Consider the following 19,988-nt stretch of genomic DNA (forward strand, 5'->3'; position numbering starts at 1 on the left):
CTTCAAAAGGGGTGGGCGCCCGGCGCGCTGGAAATCCGGACGCCCGGGAGGATTCTTAATCGACCGGGCAGGCGCCTTGCGAGGGCTTGTCGGGCGCCCAGCACGGCGCCTTCGCCTGTTCGATGATCGCTTTCAGCGCCGTCGCCTGTTCGTCGAGCACGCCGTGCACATCCTCGCCGCCGAGCACGATGCGCTCGAAGCTGTCGGTGTAGATCTGATTGAACTTGCCGCCGAGGCCGCCAAGTCCCATCGGCAGCAGCGCCGGCAACGCATCGGGAGCTCCGGTCATGGTGGCGATCACTGGGCTGAAGGCCTTCACCGAGGCCGGCATGTCGTCGGGCAGCTTGACGTCGACGATCGGGAAGAAGTTTGTCGCCTTCAGCGTCGCGATCTGGGTTTCCGGTTTCAGCATATAGGCGACCAGCGCCTTGGCCTTGTCCATGTCAGGCGAGGTCTTCGGGATAGCGACGCCGGCCACCACCGGCATGTAGCCGCGGCCTGACGGGCCAGCCGGCGCCGGGAAGGCGACGAAGTCATCGGGTTTCTGGTTGAAGGCGTCGGCGAGGCGCGCCACGTGATCGAATGCCACCCAGACTTCGCCGGTCAGCAGCGGCTCCTGCATGAAGGCATAGTTGGTCGAATTCGGGTTGGTGTATTGCCACAATTCCTTGAACTTGTTCCACGCCGTCTCGGCCTCCGCCGAGCGGAACTTCGTCACCATCGAGCCGGTATACGATGGAAGGAGAAAACCCTCGAAGAAACGGTGCTTCAGCCCTTTCGGGCCGGCCGGAAAACCGAATTTGGGCGAACCAGTCTTTTCAGCGATGTTTTTCGCCCACTCGATCAGTTGGTCATAAGTGATGGTGTTGAGATCGGTGCCGGCCGGCAGATATTGCAGCGCCTGTTTGTTGGCCGCCATCAGAAAGGTGGCCTGCATCCATGGCAGGTACTTCTGCTCGCCGGTGCCGAGCATGCCGAGCTTCTTGTAGGTCTCGTTGACCTTGACACCACCGAGATCGACGCCAGAGAGATCGACAAGGTTCGCGCCGACGGTGGAGAAGTCTCCGTGCAGGCCGCCGAGCACGCCTATGGTGCCGGCGCCGGCCTGCAGTTCGGCCTGAAGGCGGGTGAGCCAGGGCCCGTCCTCGGCGACCTGATAGTCGACCTGGCCGTCAAACCCCTTCAGCACTTCGCTGCGCATCTTCTGTGTCTCTTCCACTGGTCGCGCCTGTGTCGACCAGAACAACACCTGCTGGGCTTGTGCTGCGCCGGCAGCAAGCGACAACGCCAGCACCGCACCTGCCAATGTCCTCAACGCATTCATCGTCGTCTTCCTCCCTGGTTGTGCGCCGCTAAGGCGTCAGTTCCGTCCTGCGGGTGCCGGGCCATGACTTGCCCGCGAGACAAGTGTCGGCCGGACCAGCCGCGTCAGTGGCGCGTCCGGCCTGTCGCCGATGACGGTCAGCAGCATCTCGCCGATCTCGCGCGCGCACTGGCGGATCGAGGCGTCGAAAGTGGTCAGCCCCGGCGGCGCATAGGCGGAGGCGGCTATGTTGTCGAAGCCGATCACCGAAAGGTCGCGAGGAATGGCAAGTCCGGCGCGCCCCGCCTCTTCCATCACAGTCAGCGCCAGCTCGTCGAACAGTGCGACAATCGCCGTCGGCCGCTCGGTGGCGTGCAGAAGCCGGTTGATTGCCTGGATGCGGGCACCGCGATCGAAACGCGGCGCCGTCGCCACATCGAGGCTGACAGACGGATCGCCCCGGCGGGCGATCGCGGCGGCGAGCCCGTCCTGCCTGAGATGGCGAAATGTCATCGGCTCGGAAATCGTCACCAGGCCGAAATGGCGGTGTCCGAGATCGTAGAGCATGTCGAAGGCCTCGCCGAATGCGTGCGCGCCATCGGTATCGAGCCAATGGTAGGCAAAGTCGCCGTCGAGCAGCCGGCCATGCGCGACGAACGGGAAATTGCGCTGGCGCAGATAGGCAAGCCGCTCGTCGATCTCGGCGATGCGGGTGACGACGACCCCGTCGGCGCGGCCCGATTCGACGACATGGCGAAGCACGGAAAGTTCCGACTGGCCTTGCGCTGCTGCGGCCAGGATCAGGTCGGAGCCGTGCGAAACCAGCCCTTCGCCGAGCCCTGTGACGAATTCACCGAGGAAGGAGTCAACCAGATTGGGGCCGCGGATCGGAAGCACCATGCCGACAAAGCCGCTGCGGCCGGAGACCAGCGTGCGGGCTGCGGTGTTCGGCACATAGCCGGCCTGATGCGCAGCCTCGGCGACACGTTGGCGCGTTTTCAAGGCGATCTGCACGTGGCCGGCAAGGGCGCGCGAAACGGTGGTAATCGACAGGCCGAGCTGCGCAGCAAGTTCCTTGAGGGTGGTAACGCGGGCCGGCATCGTTTCTCCCGAACGAAGTTTGAAACGTTTGTAATGCGTCCAATCCAAATTGCAAACGTTTTAAACGCGCATGGTCGGTGTTGTTTCTTGCCCGTTGGTTAGCGCGGCCCAATTCGGCCCCGGCCGGCAAGCTCCTGGCCGGAGATTTAAACGCAGCGGTTGCTTGACTCGGGCGACGCCTTGTGAAAAATTTTGCAGCAACTGATAAAAATATCAAAGGGCGGAAATGGTTGGTTTTGGCAACGGCCTGCTGCGCGATGATGAGACAGGCATGGCAGCCCGTGCCGCCTGGCTTCACTATGCCGGCGGCCTGACCCAGTCGGAGGTCGCCAAGCGGCTCGGCCTGACCAGTCTCAAGGCGCATCGCCTGATCACCAAGGCCAATCAGGAAGGCCTGGTCAAAGTCTACATCGACGGCGAAGTCTCAGAATGCGTGGAGCTTGAGGATGAGTTGTCCGGCCGGTACGGCCTCGACTACTGCGAGGTGGTTCCGGACTTCGATGCCGAAGACCTGCCGCTCAAGGCGCTCGGCATTGCCGGCGCGCAGTTTCTCAAGCGCGAGATCGAACGCGGCGAAGAGGCGCTGATCGGCGTCGGCCACGGCCGCACGCTTGCCGCCTGCGTGGAATATCTGCCGCGCATATCGGCCGGCAGGATCCGTTTCGTCTCGCTGCTTGGCGGCCTGACGCGCAAGTTCTCGGCCAACCCCCATGACGTCATCCACCGCGTCGCCGAACGCACCGGTGCGGAGGCCTATGTGATGCCCGTACCGATGTTCGCCAACACGGTCGAGGATCGAACAGTATTGCTCGGGCAGAAAGGCGTCAGCGATGTCTTCGACCTCGCCAAGTCCGCCGACTTGCTCATCGCCGGCATCGGCACCGCCGAACGTGAGGCCTCGCTTGTCGCCACCGGTATGATCGAGAAGGGCGAGATGGAGGAGATCCGCCGCAACGGCGGTGTCGGCGAACTGCTCGGCCATTTCTTCGACGATGCCGGAAAGGCCGTTGCGACGACGCTTTCCGACCGGGCGCTGGCACTGGCGCGCGAAGACATCAGCAACCGCAGGATTGTCGCCGTCGCCGGCGGCAAGGTGAAGGTTCGCGCCATCAAGTCAGTGCTGGAGGGCCGTTATCTCAAAGGCTTGATAACCGACGAGCGGACGGCGCGATCGCTCGTGGAACAGACGCCGGTCGGGTAGCCGGCAACCATTTCGTTGAAACTACCCTGTGGAGGAGAAGAGAAATGCATGAGAAAGAGAAAGACCTCATCGACGCATTCCTGCGTGGACAAGTCGACCGCCGTGGGCTGATCAAGGGCCTCGGTGCAATGGGCCTTGCCGCCAGCACCGCCGGCACACTGCTCAATTTCGGGCAGACCCGCGCCCTGGCGGCTGATTTCGACTGGCAGGCGCATAAGGGCAAAACCATCAAGCTGTTGCTCAACAAGCATCCTTACGCCGATGCGATGATCGCCAACCTCGACAATTTCAAGAAGCTGACCGGCATGGAAGTCGTCTATGACGTGTTCCCCGAAGACGTCTATTTCGACAAGGTTACCGCCGCGCTGTCGGCCAGCTCGCCCGAATACGATGCCTTCATGACCGGCGCCTACATGACCTGGACCTACGGTCCGGCCGGCTGGATCACCGACCTCAACGAATGGATCAAGGATCCGGCCAAGACCAACCCGAAATATGCCTGGGACGACTTCCTGCCCGGCGTCAAGAACTCCTGCGCCTGGAACGGCCAGCCGGGCGGCGCCCTCGGTTCGGCGGACGCCAAGCAATGGTGCATTCCGTGGGGCTTCGAGCAGAACAACATCACCTACAACAAGGGCATGTTCGACAAGGTCGGCGTCAGCGTTCCCGGCAATATGGATGAGATGGTCGCTACGGCGGCGAAGCTCACCAAGGACGTCGGCGGTGGCGTCTACGGCATCGGCGTGCGCGGCTCGCGCTCTTGGGCGACGATCCACCCGGGATTCCTGTCGGCTTACGCCAATTTCGACCAGAAGGACCTGAACGTCTCGGCTGACGGCAAGCTGTCGGCCGCGATGAGCACCGCCGAATCCAAGGCTTTCCACAAGCAGTGGGTCCAGATGATCCAGGAGAGCGGCCCGAAGGACTGGTCGACCTACACTTGGTACCAGGTCGGCACCGATCTCGGTGCAGGTGCTTCGGCGATGATTTACGACGCCGACATCCTTGGCTACTTCATGAATGGCGGCGACAACAAGATGGCCGGCAAGCTCGCCTTTTCGGCATTCAAGGCCAATCCTGCCGCCAAGGCGCCGACGCCCAATATCTGGATCTGGTCGCTGTCGATGTCCAACTTCTCCAAGGACAAGGACGCCACCTGGTACTTCATGCAATGGGCATCCGGACCCGAGCATGCATTGTTCGGTGCGACCAAGATGGACTTCGTCAATCCGGTTCGTCAGTCGGTCTGGAACGACGAGATGTTCCGCGAGAAGCTGAACAAGAGCTATCCGGGTTATGTCGAGATGTTCGACGTCTCGGCGCCGGGCGCCAGCATCAAGTTCACCCCGCAGCCGCTGTTCTTTGATCTCACCACCGAATGGGCGGCGACGCTGCAGAAGATGGTGGCCAAGGAAGTGCCGGTCGACGAGGGCCTCGACAAGCTGGCCGAGAGCATCAACAGCCAGCTCAAGGAAGCCGGGCTTGGCTAAGCCGCGGCCAAGGCTGGCCCGTCCGCGGGCCAGCCTTTGAGATGTGATACGTTTGCGACGCGGTCCCGAAAGGTGCCGCCTGCTCGCCCGACCGGCCGCCTTGCTCCCTTGGGCGGCCGGGACGGCGAAGCAACAGGATGACGGAGCAGCCGATGACTGCGGCGACAATACAAAGAAACAGGCCGTCGGGCTTCAGGATCAGCAAGCGGGTGCTGCCCTATCTCCTCAGCCTGCCGGCTCTGCTGGTCTGCATCGGCATCCTGATCCCGTTCCTGACGTCGGTGGTCTATTCGTTCCAGCGCTACCGGTTGAGCCAACCCTGGGCGCGGCAGTTCAACTGGGGCGACAACTATATCTCCTTCTTCACCGACCCGAAGTTCTGGAACACGCTGGAGATCTCGCTGCTCTACGCCGGCATCACCGTTGTGCTTGAACTGCTTCTCGGTCTCGGCATCGCCATGCTGCTGCAAAAGCGCTCGACGCTGAACAACTTCATCTCGATCATGCTGCTGATGCCGCTGATGACGGCGCCGGCGCTCGCCGCGCTGATGTGGAAGCTGATGACCAATCCCGGTTTCGGCGTGCTCAGCTATCTCGCCAGCCTGATCGGGTTGCAGGATTTCCGCTGGGCCTCGTCTCCGTCGACGGCGCTGCTCACCGTCGTGCTCGTCGACATTTGGGTCTACACGCCCTTCATCATGATCCTGCTGCTTGCAGGTCTGCGCAGCCTGCCGACGCAGCCCTTCGAGGCGGCAGCACTCGACGGCGTGCCACGCAGCTTCGTCTTCTTCCGCATCACACTGCCGATGCTGACCCCCTACATCCTGACGGCGACCCTGTTCCGCCTGCTTGATTCCATCCAGCAGTTCGACATCATTTACGCCATGACGCAGGGCGGTCCGGGCGACACACTGACCGTGTTCCAGGTCGAGGCGTATCTCAATTTCTTCCAGTCGACCAATGTCGGCCGCTCGGCGGCACTGATGATCATCCTGTGGGCGATCACCTATTTCCTCTCGAACATTTTCATCAAGAACTGGCTGCGGCTGCGCGAACGCGCCCGCGGCCAGGCATAGGAGGCTGGCGTGGAACACACCTCGCTTCTCGAACGCATCCTGCGCGGCATTGCCCTGGCGCTGGTCGTGATCTTCTTCATGTTCCCGATCGTCTGGATTCTGATGATGTCGTTCCAGACCAACGAGACAATCCTGCGGATTCCGCCGCAGCTTGTCTTCGAGCCGACGCTCGCCAACTACACTGCCTTGATCACCGGCAAGCTGATGACGGCGGCCGGCACGCTCGACATCGCCTTCATGCGCAACCTCTGGAATTCCGTCTTCCTGTCGGTCACCTCGGTTGCCGTCGCGTTGCTGCTCGGCGTTCCGGCGGCCTACGCCTTTGCGCGGCACAAATTCCGCGGCTCGGAGGACATTGCCTTTACGCTGCTGTCGTTCCGGTTTGCGCCGGCGCTGCTGGTGCTCCTGCCGCTCACCCTCTATTTCCAGAAGCTCGGGCTGGCCAACACCTATATCGGGCTGATCTGGGTCTATCAGCTGATCTGCCTGCCGTTGATCCTGTGGATCGTGCGCGGCTATTTCGAGGACATTCCCGCCGACATCGAATACGCCTACCGCATTGCCGGACATTCCTGGTTTGCCACCTTCCGCAAGATCGCGCTGCCGCTCGCCGGCCCAGGCATTGCCGCTGCCGGTCTGCTCGCGTTCATCTTTGCCTGGAACAATTTCGTTTTTGCGCTGGTGCTCGCCTCGGCCGACAAGCAGCCGGTGACGGTCGGCGCGCTCGCCTTCATCACCTCCTCGGGCATCCAGTATGGCCAGATCTCGGCGGCGATCGTGCTGTCGATCACGCCAACGCTGGCGCTCGCGCTCTATGCGCAACGCTATCTCGTCGAAGGCCTGTCGCTTGGCGCGGTGAAAGGATAGTCCGATGGCAAGCCTCGAACTGCGAAACATCGTCAAGCGCTATAAAAGCCAGACTGTTCTCGACAATCTGTCGCTGACCGTCGCCGACGGCGAAACGCTGGTCCTGTTCGGGCCGTCCGGCGCCGGCAAGACCGTGCTGCTGCGGCTGGTGGCCGGCGTGATCGACCCCGACGAGGGAAAGATACTCATCGGCGGCGAGGACATGACCGATCTCGACGCCGAGTTCCGCGGCGTCGGCATGGCATTTCAGAACTTCGCGCTGTTCCCGCATATGACGGCGTTCGATAACATTGCGACGCCGCTGCAGGCGAAGCACTCATCGCAAGGCACGATAAAGACCGGCGTCGAGAGCGTCGCCAAGCTGTTGAAAATCGGCCATGTGCTCAGCCACAAGCCGCGGGCGCTGTCCAATGGCCAGAAGCAACGCACCGCGCTTGCCCGCGCCCTGGTCGGCTCGCCGCCGCTGCTGCTGCTCGATGATCCCTTGCGCAACGTCGATGCCAAATTGCGCTTCGAAATGCGGCTGGAACTGCCAAGACTGCTGGCGGATCGTGGCGCGACCGTTATCTACGTCACCCAGGACTACAAGGAAGCGATGGCGCTCGGCGACCGCATCGCGGTGATGTCGCAGGGCGTCGTCAAACAGCTCGGCACGCCCGAGCAGATCTATCGCGAGCCGGCCAATGTCGAGATTGCCCGGCTGTTCGGCGACCCGACCATCAACCTTCTGGACGTCAAGCCGGCGCGGGACGCCAAGGGCATCTATGTCGGCCTGTCCAACGTCCAGGTCCATCTTGCCGGCGCTCATGAGGCGGCGGTCGGCCGCGACTGCGTGATCGGTTTGCGGCCGGAGGCGCTGGCGTTTGTCGATGAACGCACGCTCGGCGCCATCCCGGTGACGGTCGAGGCTGAGACGCCGCTCAACGAGAAGATCGTCACGCTGGTGCGCACCGTGCGCGGCCGTGAAATTCTGGTTTCGCGTCCTTCCGGGACACCGGGCCAATCCGAGGGCAAGGTCTACATTGCCGTCGACAGTAAAAGCGCCCTTTTGTTCGATCGCACAAGCGGCGAGCGCATCGGCTCGAAAAACGTCGTCAATTTGCGTAGCGGAGAAGCGGCATGAGCCCGACCGCAATCACCATTTCGGGCGTCGACAAGTTCTACGGTCCGATCGACCGTGGCGTACACGCCGTCAAGAACCTGACGATGGAAATCGTCAAGGGCGAGATCGTGGCGCTGCTCGGCTCGTCCGGCTGCGGCAAGACCTCGACATTGCGCATGATCGCAGGCTTCGAAGAGGTCTCGCGGGGTAGCATCTCGGTTGCCGGCCGCAAGGTGCACACGTTGCCGCCGGTCAGGCGCAACGTCGCAATGGCCTTCGAGGGCTATTCGCTCTACCCGCCGCTGACCGTGCGCGAGAACATGGCCTTCGCCCTCAAGGCCGCCAGGCTGGCGAAGAGTGCGGTCGATGCAAAGGTTGCCAACATCGCCAAGCTGCTCGAGATCGAGGACATTCTCGAGCGCTATCCGAGCTCGATCTCCGGCGGCCAGCAGCAGCGCGCCAGCCTCGGCCGGGCGCTGATCCGCGAGGCCGACCTGCATCTGCTGGACGAGCCGATGGGCCAGCTCGAGCCGCAGCTTCGCGCCGTGCTGCGCGGCCGCATCAAGCATTTCATCAAGGAGCGTGGCCTGACCGCGATCCTTGTCACCCACGACCAGACCGAGGCCAATGCTCTGGCCGATCGCATCGCTGTCATGGAGGGCGGCGTGCTGCAGCAGTTCGATACGCCTGACAGGCTCAAGGAGCGGCCGGCAAACCTGTTCACCGGCACCTTCGTTGGCGAGCCGCCGATGAATGTCTTCGAGGCCTATGTCGGCACAGCTGCCGGCAAGATCAGTCTCAAGCTGCCCGACGGGCTTTCGCTCGAATACGACAAGGATGCGTTCAGCGGCCCGGTTCGCGACGAATTGCTCAACCGGCAGCGCGTCGTCATCGGCGTCAGGCCCTATGCGGTCCGCCGCTCGAAAGATGGTGTGCCGGCGACGGTTTCGGCCAATCAATGGCTCGGCGACCAGACCCATATCGCCGCCGATTTCGCCGGCGGTTCGCTGGTCCTGGTCGAACATGACCGAACCCGCTTGGAGCTTGGCGCGCCGATCAAGATCAGCATCGATCCGAAAAACCTTCACGTCTTCGATCAGGCGAGCGGCAATGCCATTTCGCACGGCACGGAGCTGGCTTGATGCAGGATGTGCTGATCGGCATCGACGCCGGCACGTCTGTCATAAAATCCGTCGCCTTTGACACGGCGGGCAGGCAGATCGCGTCCGCCGCGCTGCCCAATAAATACGAGACACTGCCGGGCGGCGGCGCCGAGCAGGACCTGACACGCACCTGGGCCGATACCGCGACGACCTTGTGCGAGCTTGCCGACAAGGTGCCGGATCTCGCCAGCCGGACCATTGCCATCGCCGTGACCGGGCAGGGCGACGGTACCTGGCTGATCGACAAGGATGGCGAGCCGGTTGCCAAGGGCTGGCTGTGGCTCGACGCGCGCGCTGCCGCGGTCGTCGAGGAGATCCGCGCGCGGCCGGAGGACCGGCTGCGCTTCGAAAAGACCGGCAGCGGGCTCGCTGCCTGCCAGCAGGGATCGCAGTTCGTGTTCATGAAGCGCCACATGCCCGCGATGCTTGCCAATGCAGCGACGGCGTTCCACTGCAAGGACTGGCTCTATTTCAAGCTGACCGGCCACCGCGCCACCGACCCGTCCGAGGGCACCTTCACCTTCGGCGACTTCCGCACGCGCGGCTATTGCGATGATGTGCTCGAGGTACTCGGCGTCACCGATCTCCGGCATCTGTTGCCGCCCATCGTCGATGGCACCAGGCAAAGCACCTCGCTGTCGGCGGCAGCAGCCGATGCGACCGGCCTGCTCGCCGGCACACCGGTCGTTCTGGCCTATGTCGATGTCGCCTGCACGGCGCTCGGCGCCGGCCTGTTCGATCGCGAACGCAAGCCGGGATGCTCGATCATCGGCTCCACCGGAATGCATATGCGGCTTGCCGAAACGCCGGACCAGGTTCTGCTCAACGAGGCTGCAACCGGCTACACGATGACGATGCCGGCACCCGGCGTCTTTGCGCAGATGCAGTCGAACATGGCGGCAACGCTCAATATCGACTGGGTCCTTGGCCTCGCCTCCGGCATTCTCGCCTCGCAAGGTATTACGCGGACCAATGGCGAGATGATCGCGCTGGTCGACCAGTGGATATCGTCGTCCGAGCCAGGCGCGCTGCTCTACCAGCCCTATGTCTCGGAGGCCGGCGAGCGCGGGCCGTTCGTCGATGCCAATGCCAGGGCCGGCTTCATCGGCATTTCGTCCAGGCACGGCTATGCCGACATAGTCCGCGCGGTGTTCGAGGGGCTGGCTTTCGCGGCGCGCGATTGCTACGCCGCCATGGGGCCCCTGCCCAAGGAAATCCGCCTGACCGGCGGAGCGGCCAGGAGCCCGGCTCTGCGCAAGATCCTGGGTGCTGCGGTCGGCGCCGACATTCGCACCAGCGAGCGCGAGGAGGCCGGTGCTGCGGGCGCCGCAATGATTGCTGCGGTCTGCGTCGGCCAATACGCATCGATGGACGATTGCGTCAGCGAATGGGTCACGCCTTTGCTCCATACGGCCGAACCCAGCGATCGGAAACTTGCCGCTGCCTATGAGGCGATGGCTCCGTCCTACACATTGGCGCATGAGGCGCTGCGGCCGGTCTGGCGCTCGATGGCCGCGTCCAGGCAAACCGACGTGAATTGAGAAGAGCATGCCCAAGAAAATTGCGATCATCGGCGACCGCTTCATGCTTCCGGAAGTGTTTCGCGAGAAAATCGAGGCGGCCTGCGGCGACAATCTCGACATCCGCAGCATTGAGACCGCTTGGCCCGACGAGCCGATGCAATTCGGCAATGCCGCGCTTGGTCTGGACAAGGTCAAGGAGTATTTCGGCGATCCCGACGAGGTGGTGGATTTCATCGGCGACGCCGAAATCTTCGTCACCCAGCTTGCGCCGCTCTCCGAAAGCATGATGCAGCGCCTGCCCACGCTCAAGCTGGTTGCGGTCTCGCGCGGCGGACCGATCAACATCGACATGGCCGCCGCCAAGGCCCACGGCATCACCGTGGTCAATGTGCCCGGCCGCAACGCCAGCGCCGTGGCCGAGTTCACCATCGGCGCCATTCTCGCTGAAACGCGGCTGATCCGCGTCGGTCACGAAGCCTTGCGCAAGGGCGAATGGCGCGGCGATCTCTACCGCGCCGATCGCACCGGCCGCGAGCTCAACGAAATGACCGTCGGCGTCATCGGCTACGGCAATATCGGCACCAGGCTGGTTCGCCTGCTGCGCGCCTTCGGCTGCCGCATCTTGGTTTGCGATCCCTATGTGCAATTGAGCGCCGAGGACCGCAATGCCGGCGTCGAACTGGTTGCGCTGGACGATCTGCTGTCGCGCTCCGATGTGGTCACGCTGCATTCCCGGGTCACCGAGGAGACGCGCGGCCTGATCGGCAAGAACGCCATCGCCCGGATGAAACCCGGCGTAATCTTCGTCAATACCGCGCGCGGACCGCTGGTCGACTACGATGCGCTCTACGATGCGCTCGTCTCGGGGCAGATCGGCAGCGCTATGCTGGAGACGTTCGCCATCGAGCCGGTGCCTGCCGACTGGCCGCTGTTGCAACTGCCGAACGTGACGCTGACGCCGCATATCGCCGGCGCGTCGGTACGCACCGTGACCTACGCGGCCGAGCAGGCGGCCCAGGAAGTGCGCCGCTACATCGCCGGGCTGCCTCCGGTCAATCCATGCTGACGACAGGGCATAGAGCGAGATGAACGGTGAAACCGAAATCGTCGACCTCTTCGTCATCGGCGGCGGTGTCAATGGCGCCGGAATCGCGCGCGATGCGGCGGGCCGGGGTCTGTCGGTCATTCTTTGCGAAAAGGACGATCTTGCCGAGGGCACCAGTTCGCGATCGGGAAAGCTCGTTCATGGCGGTTTGCGCTATCTCGAATATTACGAGTTCCGCCTGGTGCGGGAGGCGCTGATCGAGCGCGAGGTGCTGCTCGAATCCGCGCCGCACATCATCTGGCCGATGCGCTTCGTGCTGCCACACAGCCCCGATGATCGGCCGGCCTGGCTGGTGCGGCTCGGCCTGTTCCTCTACGACCATCTTGGCGGCCGCAAGCGACTGCCGGCCACCCGCACGCTCGACCTGCGCACCGCGCCAGAAGGCGCGCCGATCAAGGACAGCTTCAAGCGCGGCTTCGAATATTCCGACTGCTGGGTCGACGACGCCCGCCTGGTCGTCATCAATGCGCTCGACGCCGCGGAGCGTGGGGCCAGGATATTCACCCGCACTGCCTGCACCGCTGCCCGCCGCGAAAACGGCCTGTGGTCGGTGGAGATGCGCGACGGTCGAACCGGCGTCAGGACCACAGTCCGGGCACGGGCGCTGATCAACGCCGCCGGACCCTGGGTCAACGACGTCATCAACCGCGTCGGCGGCCAGAATTCCAGGCGCAACGTGCGCCTGGTCAAGGGCAGCCACATCGTTGTGCCGAAATTCTGGGAAGGGCGGCAGGCCTATCTCGTTCAGAACAGCGACAAGCGGGTGATCTTCATCAATCCCTATCAGGACGATCTGGCGCTGATCGGCACCACTGACATTCCCTATGAAGGGCGGCCGGAGGACGTGACCGCCGATGCGAGCGAGATCGATTACCTGATCAAGGCAGTCAATCGCTACTTCAAGCGCCAGCTCGCACGAAGCGACGTCGTCTACTCGTTTTCCGGCGTCAGGCCGCTCTATGACGACAATGCCGACAATCCGAGCGCGGTGACCCGCGATTACATATTCGAACTCGACGCACCGGCTGGGCAGGCGCCGCTGCTTTCGGTCTTCGGCGGCAAGATCACCACCTTCCGCAAATTGGCCGAGCACGCGCTCGACCGTATCGCCCCGTTCTTTCCGAAAATGGGCAAGCCGTGGACCTCGAAAGGGCACCTGCCGGGCGGCGATATCGCCAATGCCGATTTCGAGCAGTTCCTCGGCGACCTCGGCCATGAATTTCCCTGGATGCCGGCATCGCTGGTCAAGCATTACGGCAGGCTCTTCGGCACAAGGACGCGCGATCTGGTCGGCGCGGCCACCTCGCTCGCCGAACTGGGCCGGCGCTTCGGCAAGGATTTTTTCGAGCGCGAAGCCAATTACCTGTTCGAGCATGAATGGGCCGAGACCGCCGCCGATATTCTCGAAAGGCGCACCAAGCACGGCCTGCATCTGTCCGCCGCGGAAAGAACCGCCTTCGAGGACTGGTGCTCGAGCCGGCTGGCAAAGGCCGGCTGATGGCCTTTACGCTTTCGCTCAACACCAATCCGCTGGTCAACCGCTTTGCGGAGCCGGACGACCTGATCGACGCGATCGCCTATCAGATCGGTATCAGGGACGTCCAACTCACCCATGAATTCGTCAATCCCGGCTGGCCGGCGGCGACGATCGCCAAATTCGTCCGCCTGTTCCGCTCCGCGCTCGACCGCACCGGTGTGCGCGTGACCTCCGCGATGACCGGCCCTTACGGCCGGCTCAATCATTTCGGCCATCCCGATGCCGACGTGCGGCGCTACTACGTCGACTGGTTCAAGACCTTTTCAGAAGTTTCGGCCGAGCTCGGCGCCGCAGGCATGGGCACGCAATTCGCGATCTTCACTCGCCGGGATTACGACAATCCTGAACGTCGCGCGCGGCTTTTCGACATCGCGCTGGAATGCTGGCGCGAGGTCGCCGAGCATGCCAAAGCAGCCGGCTTGACCTACCTGTTCTGGGAGCCGATGTCGGTCGGCCGCGAATTCGGCCATACGATCGAAAGCTGCCGGGCACTGCAGCGCGAGATCGAAGCGGCCGGCATGGCCGTCCCGTTCAAGATGATGGTCGACATCGACCATGGCGACGTGACCTCGAGCAATCCGGCGGACACCGACCCTTATGCCTGGGCCGAAGCCTTTCCCAGGCAATCGCCGATCATCCACGTCAAGCAGTCGTCGATGAACAAGGGTGGTCACTGGCCGTTCATTGCCGCTCACAACAAGGACGGCCGCATCACGCCGGAAAAGCTGCTGGAGACGGTTCGCCGTGGCGGCGGCGTCGACAACGAGATCTGCCTCGAATTGTCGTTCCGCGAGCGCGAGCCCGTCGACCACCAGGTCATCGCCATGATCCGCGAGTCGGTCGACTACTGGGCACCCTTTATCGAGACCGGCCGGGCCGATCTCTTGCCGCGAGCATGATCGGATGAGCAGGAGCTGAGGCAGCTCCTGCTCAGAGCCGGAATACGTCAGCCAAATTTCGGATCGAGGCTTCCGGACTTGTAGCGCTTGGCCATTTCCGACAGCGGCAGCGGCTTGATCTTCGGTGCGTTGCCGGCGGTGCCGAATTGCTCGAAGCGCTCCTTGCACAGCTTCCGCATCGCGGCCATTGCCGGCGTCAGATATTTGCGCGGATCGAATTCGCTCGGGTTCTCGGTCAGCACCTTGCGGATTGCGCCGGTCAGCGCCATGCGGTTGTCGGTATCGATATTGATCTTGCGCACCCCGTGCTTGATGCCGCGCTGGATCTCTTCGACCGGCACGCCCCATGTCGGCTTCATCTGGCCGCCATATTTGTTGATGATCTCCTGCAACTCCTCCGGCACCGAGGACGAGCCGTGCATGACGAGATGCATACTCGGCAGACGGCGGTGGATTTCCTCGATGACGTTCATGGCCAGTACAGCGCCGTCCGGCTTGCGGCTGAACTTGTAGGCGCCGTGGCTGGTGCCCATGGCGACTGCCAGCGCATCGACACGGGTGTCGCGCACGAACTGTTCGGCCTGCACGGGATCGGTCAGCAGCTGGTCGTGGCTGATGACGCCCTCGACGCCATGGCCGTCCTCCTGCTCGCCGCCGCCCATCTCCAGCGATCCGAGAACGCCGATCTCGCCTTCCACCGAGACGCCGCCCCAATGCGCCATGTCGACGACGCGGTGGGTGATGCCGGAATTATAGGCGTAGTCGGCCGGCGTCTTGCCGTCTTCCTTCAGCGATCCGTCCATCATCACCGAAGTGAAGCCGTGCTGGATCGCGGTGACGCAGGTCGCTTCGTTGTTGCCATGGTCGAGATGCATGCAGACCGGGATATCGGGATGGATTTCGACCAGCGCTTCGATCAGCTTGGCCAGCACCACATCATTGGCGTAGGCTCGTGCGCCGCGGCTCGCCTGCAGGATAACCGGCGATTTGGTCTCCTCGGCTGCCTCCATGATGGCGAGGCCCTGTTCCATATTGTTCATGTTGAAGGCAGGCACGCCATAGCCGTATTCGGCGGCATGATCGAGCAATTGTCTCAGTGTGATGCGAGCCACTCAGTAGTCTCCCGTATCCGGTTTCGAGCCAGTGTTTGCGGGCCGTTCGGTTGTCGACGAGCCCCTGATGCTTCTGGCCGGATTTCCGCGGCACCGCAACCGCTGGGCGCTCGGCCGGCAGCAATTCTTGTTACAGGACGCGACCAGAAGCGTCATGATATCCCAAAGAGATATAACATTATCACAAAAATTTGGTGGCTTGTGCGACGTTTGCTGTTATATCTCGGAACCGGATTGCACAAGGATGCCGCGGAAATGAAGAGCGACGGCCGCCGGCAAGGCATCATGGATTTTCTGATGGACATCGGCACCGCCAGTGTCGACGATCTTGCCTCACGCTTCGGCGTGTCAAAGATGACTGTCCACCGCGACCTCGACGAGCTCGAGGAAAGCGGCTTCCTGCGCAAGGTGCGCGGCGGCGCCTCGATCCAGCCGAGCAGCCTTTTCGAGAGCGATTTCCGCTACCGCCAGCGGCTGGCCGGCGACGAGAAGAAGCGCATCGCCGCCGCTGCCGTGACGATGATCGAACCGGGTCAGACGGTGATCATCGACGATGGCTCAACCGCGGGCGGCGTTGCTCGGCATCTTGCCGATCTGCGTCCGCTGACGGTGATCTCGAACAATCTGGCCGTCATCCAGGATTTGGCGGGCGTTGCCGGCATCAACCTGATTGCGCTCGGCGGCCAATACAACAAGAAGTTTCACGGCTTCTTCGGCCTGCTCGCCGAGGACACGCTGAAATCATTGCGCGCCGATGTCGCGTTCCTGTCGTCATCGGCCATCCATGGTGCCTCTGCCTTTCACCAGGATCAGGAAGTGGTCCAGACCAAACGGCTGATGATGGCCGCAGCAGCGCGCAAATATCTGCTGGTCGATCATGGGAAATTCGGCCGCACTGCCTTGCACTTCCTGACAGATCTCAAGGCCTTTGACACGGTCTTCACCGGCCGCGAGCCGCAGCCGCAGATGCGCGCCGCGCTGGATGGTGCCGGCGTTTCGCTGACAGTGATCGCAGAATAGGAGGGCACGTATGGTTTATTGGGTCGGCACCAGCTGGAAAATGAACAAGACGCTCGCCGAGGCGATGGCTTTCGCCGAGGCGCTGGCGGAGTTCGTCCCCGGTTTCGACGAGCGCATCCAGCCTTTCGTCATCCCGCCCTTCACGGCGATCCGCGAGGTCAAGAAAGCGCTGTCGCCGACGCGCATCAAGGTCGGCGCGCAGAACATGCATTGGGCCGACGCCGGCGCCTGGACCGGCGAGATCTCGCCGGTCATGCTGAAAGACTGCGGCCTCGACATGGTCGAGCTCGGCCACAGCGAACGGCGCGAGCATTTCGGCGAGACCGACAACGCCGTCGGTCTGAAGACTGCGGCGGCGGTGAAGCATGGTCTCGTGCCACTCATCTGCGTCGGCGAGACCCTGGCTCAACGCGACAGCGGGCAGGCCGCTGCGGTGCTGGCCTTGCAGGTGCACGGCGCGCTGCAGTTTCTCGAAGGCGCGGCGAAGGCGGCGACGATCCTGTTTGCCTATGAGCCCGTCTGGGCGATCGGCGACAAGGGCGTGCCGGCCAGTTCGGACTATGCCGACAGGCAGCAGGCGCTAATCAAGAAAATCGCACGCGACCTGCTGCCGGTGGTGCCGCCGGTGCTTTATGGCGGCAGCGTCAATCCGCAAAATGCCGCCGAACTGGTCGGCCAGCCCAACATCGACGGCTTGTTCATCGGCCGCTCGGCCTGGCAGGCGGACGGCTATATCGACATCCTCAAGCGCGCCTCGGCGGCGATCTGAATCACCAAACAGGAAGGAAACGGAACATGAAAATTGCCATTGGAGCTGATAGCGCCGGTAAGCCGCTGCTCGACGTCATTGCCGCTCACCTCGCTACCAAGCCCGGCCTCACGGTTAGCGACCTCAGCCAGTCGGGCTACTATGCCGACCTGTCACAGAAGCTCGCCCAGACCATCCTGGACGGCGAAAACGATCGCGGCATCCTGTTTTGCGGCACCGGCATCGGCGTATCCATATCCGCCAACAAGGTGCCCGGCATTCGCGCCGCACTCACCCACGACACCTATTCGGCCGAGCGCGCGGCAAAATCCAACAACGCCCAGATCATCACCATGGGCGCCCGCGTCATCGGCCCGGAACTGGCCAAGTCGATCGTCGATGCATGGCTTGCATCGGAATTCGATGAGAAGGGACCGTCGGCCGGCAATGTCCAGGCGATCGACAGGCTCGACGCGGCGAAGCGGGGTTAAGCCAGACTGTTCCACATCGCTCTGATAATCGTCACGGCCGATGCGGCGCCGGGGTCCATATGCCCGAGCGAGCGCTCGCCGAGCCGCGATGAGCGGCCCTTGGCGGCGATCATGCCCTTGGTCGCCTCGGCACCTCGTTCGGCCGCTGCAAGTGCAGCCTCCAGGCTCTCGGACAGGCTCTTGCCGGCTTCCTGCGCGGCACCCGCTGCTTGCGCAGCCGGCAGCCAGGCGTCGACCATGGTCTTTTCGCCGAGCTCGGCCTTGCCGCGATCCTGGATGCCTTGCGCCATCGCCCGGAGCATGGCGATGGTGTCAGCGTCCTCCAGAATTGCCTTGCCTTTGACGGCGGCGGCACCGCGCATGAAGGCGGTCGCATAGAGCGGGCCTGACGAGGCGCCGACCGCGTTGAGGAAGGATTTCGCCGCAGTGTTGAGCAGCGCCGTCGGCTCGGTCGCCGCGAGGTCGAGTTGCGCTAGTGCATCGCGCGCAGCTGTGAAGCCTAGTGCCATGGCGATGCCATGGTCGGCGTCGCCGATGACGCCGTCGAGTTGGCTGAGCCTGTCCTTGTCGGCGTCGATCGCCGCCGCGATCTCATCGAACATTCTTTTCAAGCCGACTGAATCGATCGAGGTCATGATGCTTTCTCAGCCGGCGCGGAACATGGCGCCGTCGCAAGGATGGTCGAGCATCGCCTGCAACTCGCCGTCGAGATGCATCAGCGTCACCGAGGCGCCGGCCATTTCGAGCGAGGTGCAGTAATTGCCGACCCAGGTCGCGTGGACGGAAATACCGACGTCATCCAGCCTCTGCTTGACGCGTCGGTTCATGATGTAGAGCTCCATCAACGGCGTTGAGCCGAGCGAATTGACCAGAACGGCGACCTTATCGCCGCGCGCCGGCGCCATCTCGTCGAGGACCTTGTCCAGCATTTCGTCGGTGATCTCGTCGGCCGTTTTCAACTTTCCGCGCGCGATGCCTGGCTCGCCATGGATGCCCATGCCAATCTCCATCTCGTCCGGTCCGATCTCGAAATTGGGCCGGCGGGTCTGCGGCAGCGAGCAGGGCGACAGCGCCACGCCCATGGTGAAGGTGTGATCGTTGGCCTTCCTGGCGATACGCTCGCATTCATCGAATGACAGCATCTGGTCGCATGCGGCACCGGCGGCCTTGAAGATGAAGAAATTGCCGGCGACGCCGCGCCGCTTCTGCCTCTGGTCGCGCGGCGCCGAGGCGACATCGTCGGTGGTCAGCACGGTGCGCACCTCGATGTCGTCCATTGCCGCCATTTCGGCGGCCATGTCGAAGTTCATCACGTCGCCGGCATAGTTGCCGTACATGAACAGCACGCCGGCGCCACCGCTGGCCGCCTTGGCGCATTCGAGGATCGGGTCCGGCGGCGGCGAGGCGAAGACATTGCCGATCGCGGCGGCGTCGGCCAGCCCCTTGCCGACGAAGCCGAGGAAGGTCGGCTCGTGGCCCGAGCCGCCACCGATGACGAGACCGACCTTGCCTGGGCGCGGTCCGTCGCGGGCGATAATGGCGCGCGGACTGCCGTCCGCGCTTCTGAGATGGCGCGGATGCGCGGCCAGGATGCCCTCCAGCATCTCGTCGACGGAGCGGTTACCGTCATTGATGATCTTCTTGGTCTGCACCGGCATCCTCCCTGGTTTTCGTGAGATACTACAGCGCCTTACCGGGATTTCCACCCGGCGGTGGAGGTTTCACGCCGCGATGTGTTCGCGTGCCGCCAGCAGTTGCACGCAGGCACTGGCCGCCTCTTTGCCTTTGACCCTGAAATGCTCGAAGAAGAAGCGGTGATGGTCCGCGCTGTCATGGTAGTTGTGTGGCGTCAGCACCGCCGAAAGCACCGGCACGCCAGTCGACAATTGCACATTCATCATACCGTCGATGACCACGCTTGCAACAAACTCGTGCCGGTAGATGCCGCCATTGACGACGAACGCGGCGCCGAGGATAGCGGCATAGCGGCCGGTCACGGCAAGCGTCTTTGCATGCAGGGGAATCTCATAAGCGCCAGGCACATCGAAGACATCGACGGCAAAGCGTTTCTCTCCGAGAACCGCCAGTTCCGCCTCGAATGCTTCAACGCATTGGTCGACGATATCGGCATGCCAACGCGCGCGAATGACGGCAACGCGGATCGCTTCATAGTCGTTGTGGGAATGCTGATTCATGGGTCCATCCTTCCGTTTCGAACCAGAATCAGGACGCACGATACGGAGTCCGAAC

General features: G+C 63.1%; 19 protein-coding genes. 13 read left to right on the top strand and 6 right to left on the bottom strand.

Annotation, left to right across the window (positions count from 1 at the left end; all coding sequences use genetic code 11):
- Positions 1–55: 55 nt before the first annotated feature.
- Complete coding sequence (locus tag NKI72_RS03350; RefSeq protein WP_352612236.1) at positions 56–1,324, bottom strand: ABC transporter substrate-binding protein; 1,269 nt, start codon at positions 1,322–1,324, stop codon at positions 56–58.
- 36 nt (positions 1,325–1,360) lie between these two features.
- Positions 1,361–2,404: a substrate-binding domain-containing protein gene (locus tag NKI72_RS03355; protein ID WP_352542235.1), complete on the bottom strand. Its 1,044-nt coding sequence runs from the start codon at positions 2,402–2,404 to the stop codon at positions 1,361–1,363.
- Between the two features lie 226 nt (positions 2,405–2,630).
- Between NKI72_RS03355 and NKI72_RS03360 the strand changes: the two genes are divergently transcribed.
- From NKI72_RS03360 to NKI72_RS03405, 10 genes are all read left to right on the top strand, one after another.
- A complete protein-coding gene (locus NKI72_RS03360) occupies positions 2,631–3,605 on the top strand; it encodes a sugar-binding transcriptional regulator (protein WP_023676028.1) in 975 nt (324 codons plus the stop codon).
- A gap of 44 nt (positions 3,606–3,649) precedes the next feature.
- A complete protein-coding gene (locus NKI72_RS03365; RefSeq protein ID WP_352455241.1) occupies positions 3,650–5,095 on the top strand; it encodes an ABC transporter substrate-binding protein in 1,446 nt (481 codons plus the stop codon).
- Positions 5,096–5,247: 152 nt separating this feature from the next.
- Positions 5,248–6,171, top strand: a complete 924-nt coding sequence (locus NKI72_RS03370) for a carbohydrate ABC transporter permease (protein ID WP_352452414.1) — start codon at positions 5,248–5,250, stop codon at positions 6,169–6,171.
- Positions 6,172–6,180: 9 nt separating this feature from the next.
- Positions 6,181–7,038 carry a carbohydrate ABC transporter permease gene (locus NKI72_RS03375; RefSeq protein ID WP_023676025.1) on the top strand — a complete coding sequence of 286 codons (858 nt, stop codon included), beginning with the start codon at positions 6,181–6,183 and terminating at the stop codon, positions 7,036–7,038.
- A gap of 4 nt (positions 7,039–7,042) precedes the next feature.
- On the top strand, positions 7,043–8,161 hold the full coding sequence (locus NKI72_RS03380; protein ID WP_352502996.1) for an ABC transporter ATP-binding protein: 1,119 nt from the start codon (positions 7,043–7,045) through the stop codon (positions 8,159–8,161).
- A complete protein-coding gene (locus NKI72_RS03385; protein ID WP_352502997.1) occupies positions 8,158–9,282 on the top strand; it encodes an ABC transporter ATP-binding protein in 1,125 nt (374 codons plus the stop codon). The genes NKI72_RS03380 and NKI72_RS03385 overlap by 4 nt, the downstream gene beginning before the upstream one ends.
- Positions 9,282–10,844: an FGGY-family carbohydrate kinase gene (locus NKI72_RS03390; protein ID WP_352849901.1), complete on the top strand. Its 1,563-nt coding sequence runs from the start codon at positions 9,282–9,284 to the stop codon at positions 10,842–10,844. Before NKI72_RS03385 ends, NKI72_RS03390 begins: the two co-directional genes overlap by 1 nt.
- A 7-nt stretch (positions 10,845–10,851) precedes the next feature.
- The gene (locus tag NKI72_RS03395; RefSeq protein ID WP_352502998.1) at positions 10,852–11,892 is read left to right on the top strand and encodes a 2-hydroxyacid dehydrogenase; all 1,041 of its coding nucleotides are present in this window, start codon (positions 10,852–10,854) and stop codon (positions 11,890–11,892) included.
- Positions 11,893–11,911: 19 nt separating this feature from the next.
- Positions 11,912–13,429, top strand: coding sequence for a glycerol-3-phosphate dehydrogenase (locus NKI72_RS03400; RefSeq protein WP_352542233.1), 1,518 nt, complete (start codon positions 11,912–11,914; stop codon positions 13,427–13,429).
- Positions 13,429–14,367: a sugar phosphate isomerase/epimerase family protein gene (locus NKI72_RS03405; RefSeq protein WP_352503000.1), complete on the top strand. Its 939-nt coding sequence runs from the start codon at positions 13,429–13,431 to the stop codon at positions 14,365–14,367. Before NKI72_RS03400 ends, NKI72_RS03405 begins: the two co-directional genes overlap by 1 nt.
- A 47-nt stretch (positions 14,368–14,414) precedes the next feature.
- Here the strand turns inward: NKI72_RS03405 and fba are convergent, their stop codons facing one another.
- A complete protein-coding gene (gene fba / locus NKI72_RS03410) occupies positions 14,415–15,479 on the bottom strand; it encodes a class II fructose-bisphosphate aldolase (RefSeq protein ID WP_352503001.1) in 1,065 nt (354 codons plus the stop codon).
- Between the two features lie 255 nt (positions 15,480–15,734).
- On the opposite strand from fba, the gene NKI72_RS03415 reads away from it, so the two are divergent.
- The 3 genes from NKI72_RS03415 to derI are packed head-to-tail and all read left to right on the top strand — an operon-like array spanning position 15,735 to position 17,738.
- On the top strand, positions 15,735–16,499 hold the full coding sequence (locus NKI72_RS03415; protein ID WP_023676017.1) for a DeoR/GlpR family DNA-binding transcription regulator: 765 nt from the start codon (positions 15,735–15,737) through the stop codon (positions 16,497–16,499).
- 10 nt (positions 16,500–16,509) lie between these two features.
- Positions 16,510–17,268 carry a triose-phosphate isomerase gene (locus NKI72_RS03420; RefSeq protein ID WP_352472271.1) on the top strand — a complete coding sequence of 253 codons (759 nt, stop codon included), beginning with the start codon at positions 16,510–16,512 and terminating at the stop codon, positions 17,266–17,268.
- A 26-nt stretch (positions 17,269–17,294) separates the two neighbouring features.
- Complete coding sequence (derI, locus tag NKI72_RS03425; RefSeq protein ID WP_023676015.1) at positions 17,295–17,738, top strand: D-erythrulose-4-phosphate isomerase; 444 nt, start codon at positions 17,295–17,297, stop codon at positions 17,736–17,738.
- Here the strand turns inward: derI and dhaL are convergent.
- From dhaL to NKI72_RS03440, 3 genes are all read right to left on the bottom strand, one after another.
- The gene (gene dhaL, locus NKI72_RS03430; protein WP_352503002.1) at positions 17,735–18,373 is read right to left on the bottom strand and encodes a dihydroxyacetone kinase subunit DhaL; all 639 of its coding nucleotides are present in this window, start codon (positions 18,371–18,373) and stop codon (positions 17,735–17,737) included. The two genes, derI and dhaL, sit on opposite strands and share 4 nt — an antisense overlap.
- 9 nt (positions 18,374–18,382) lie before the next feature.
- On the bottom strand, positions 18,383–19,390 hold the full coding sequence (locus tag NKI72_RS03435; RefSeq protein WP_352503003.1) for a dihydroxyacetone kinase subunit DhaK: 1,008 nt from the start codon (positions 19,388–19,390) through the stop codon (positions 18,383–18,385).
- A 69-nt stretch (positions 19,391–19,459) separates the two neighbouring features.
- Positions 19,460–19,933, bottom strand: coding sequence for a 6,7-dimethyl-8-ribityllumazine synthase (locus NKI72_RS03440; protein WP_352503004.1), 474 nt, complete (start codon positions 19,931–19,933; stop codon positions 19,460–19,462).
- Positions 19,934–19,988: the final 55 nt, after the last annotated feature.

The sequence above is a fragment of the Mesorhizobium sp. M0437 genome (assembly GCF_040321335.1).
Classification (GTDB): Bacteria; Pseudomonadota; Alphaproteobacteria; order Rhizobiales; family Rhizobiaceae; genus Mesorhizobium.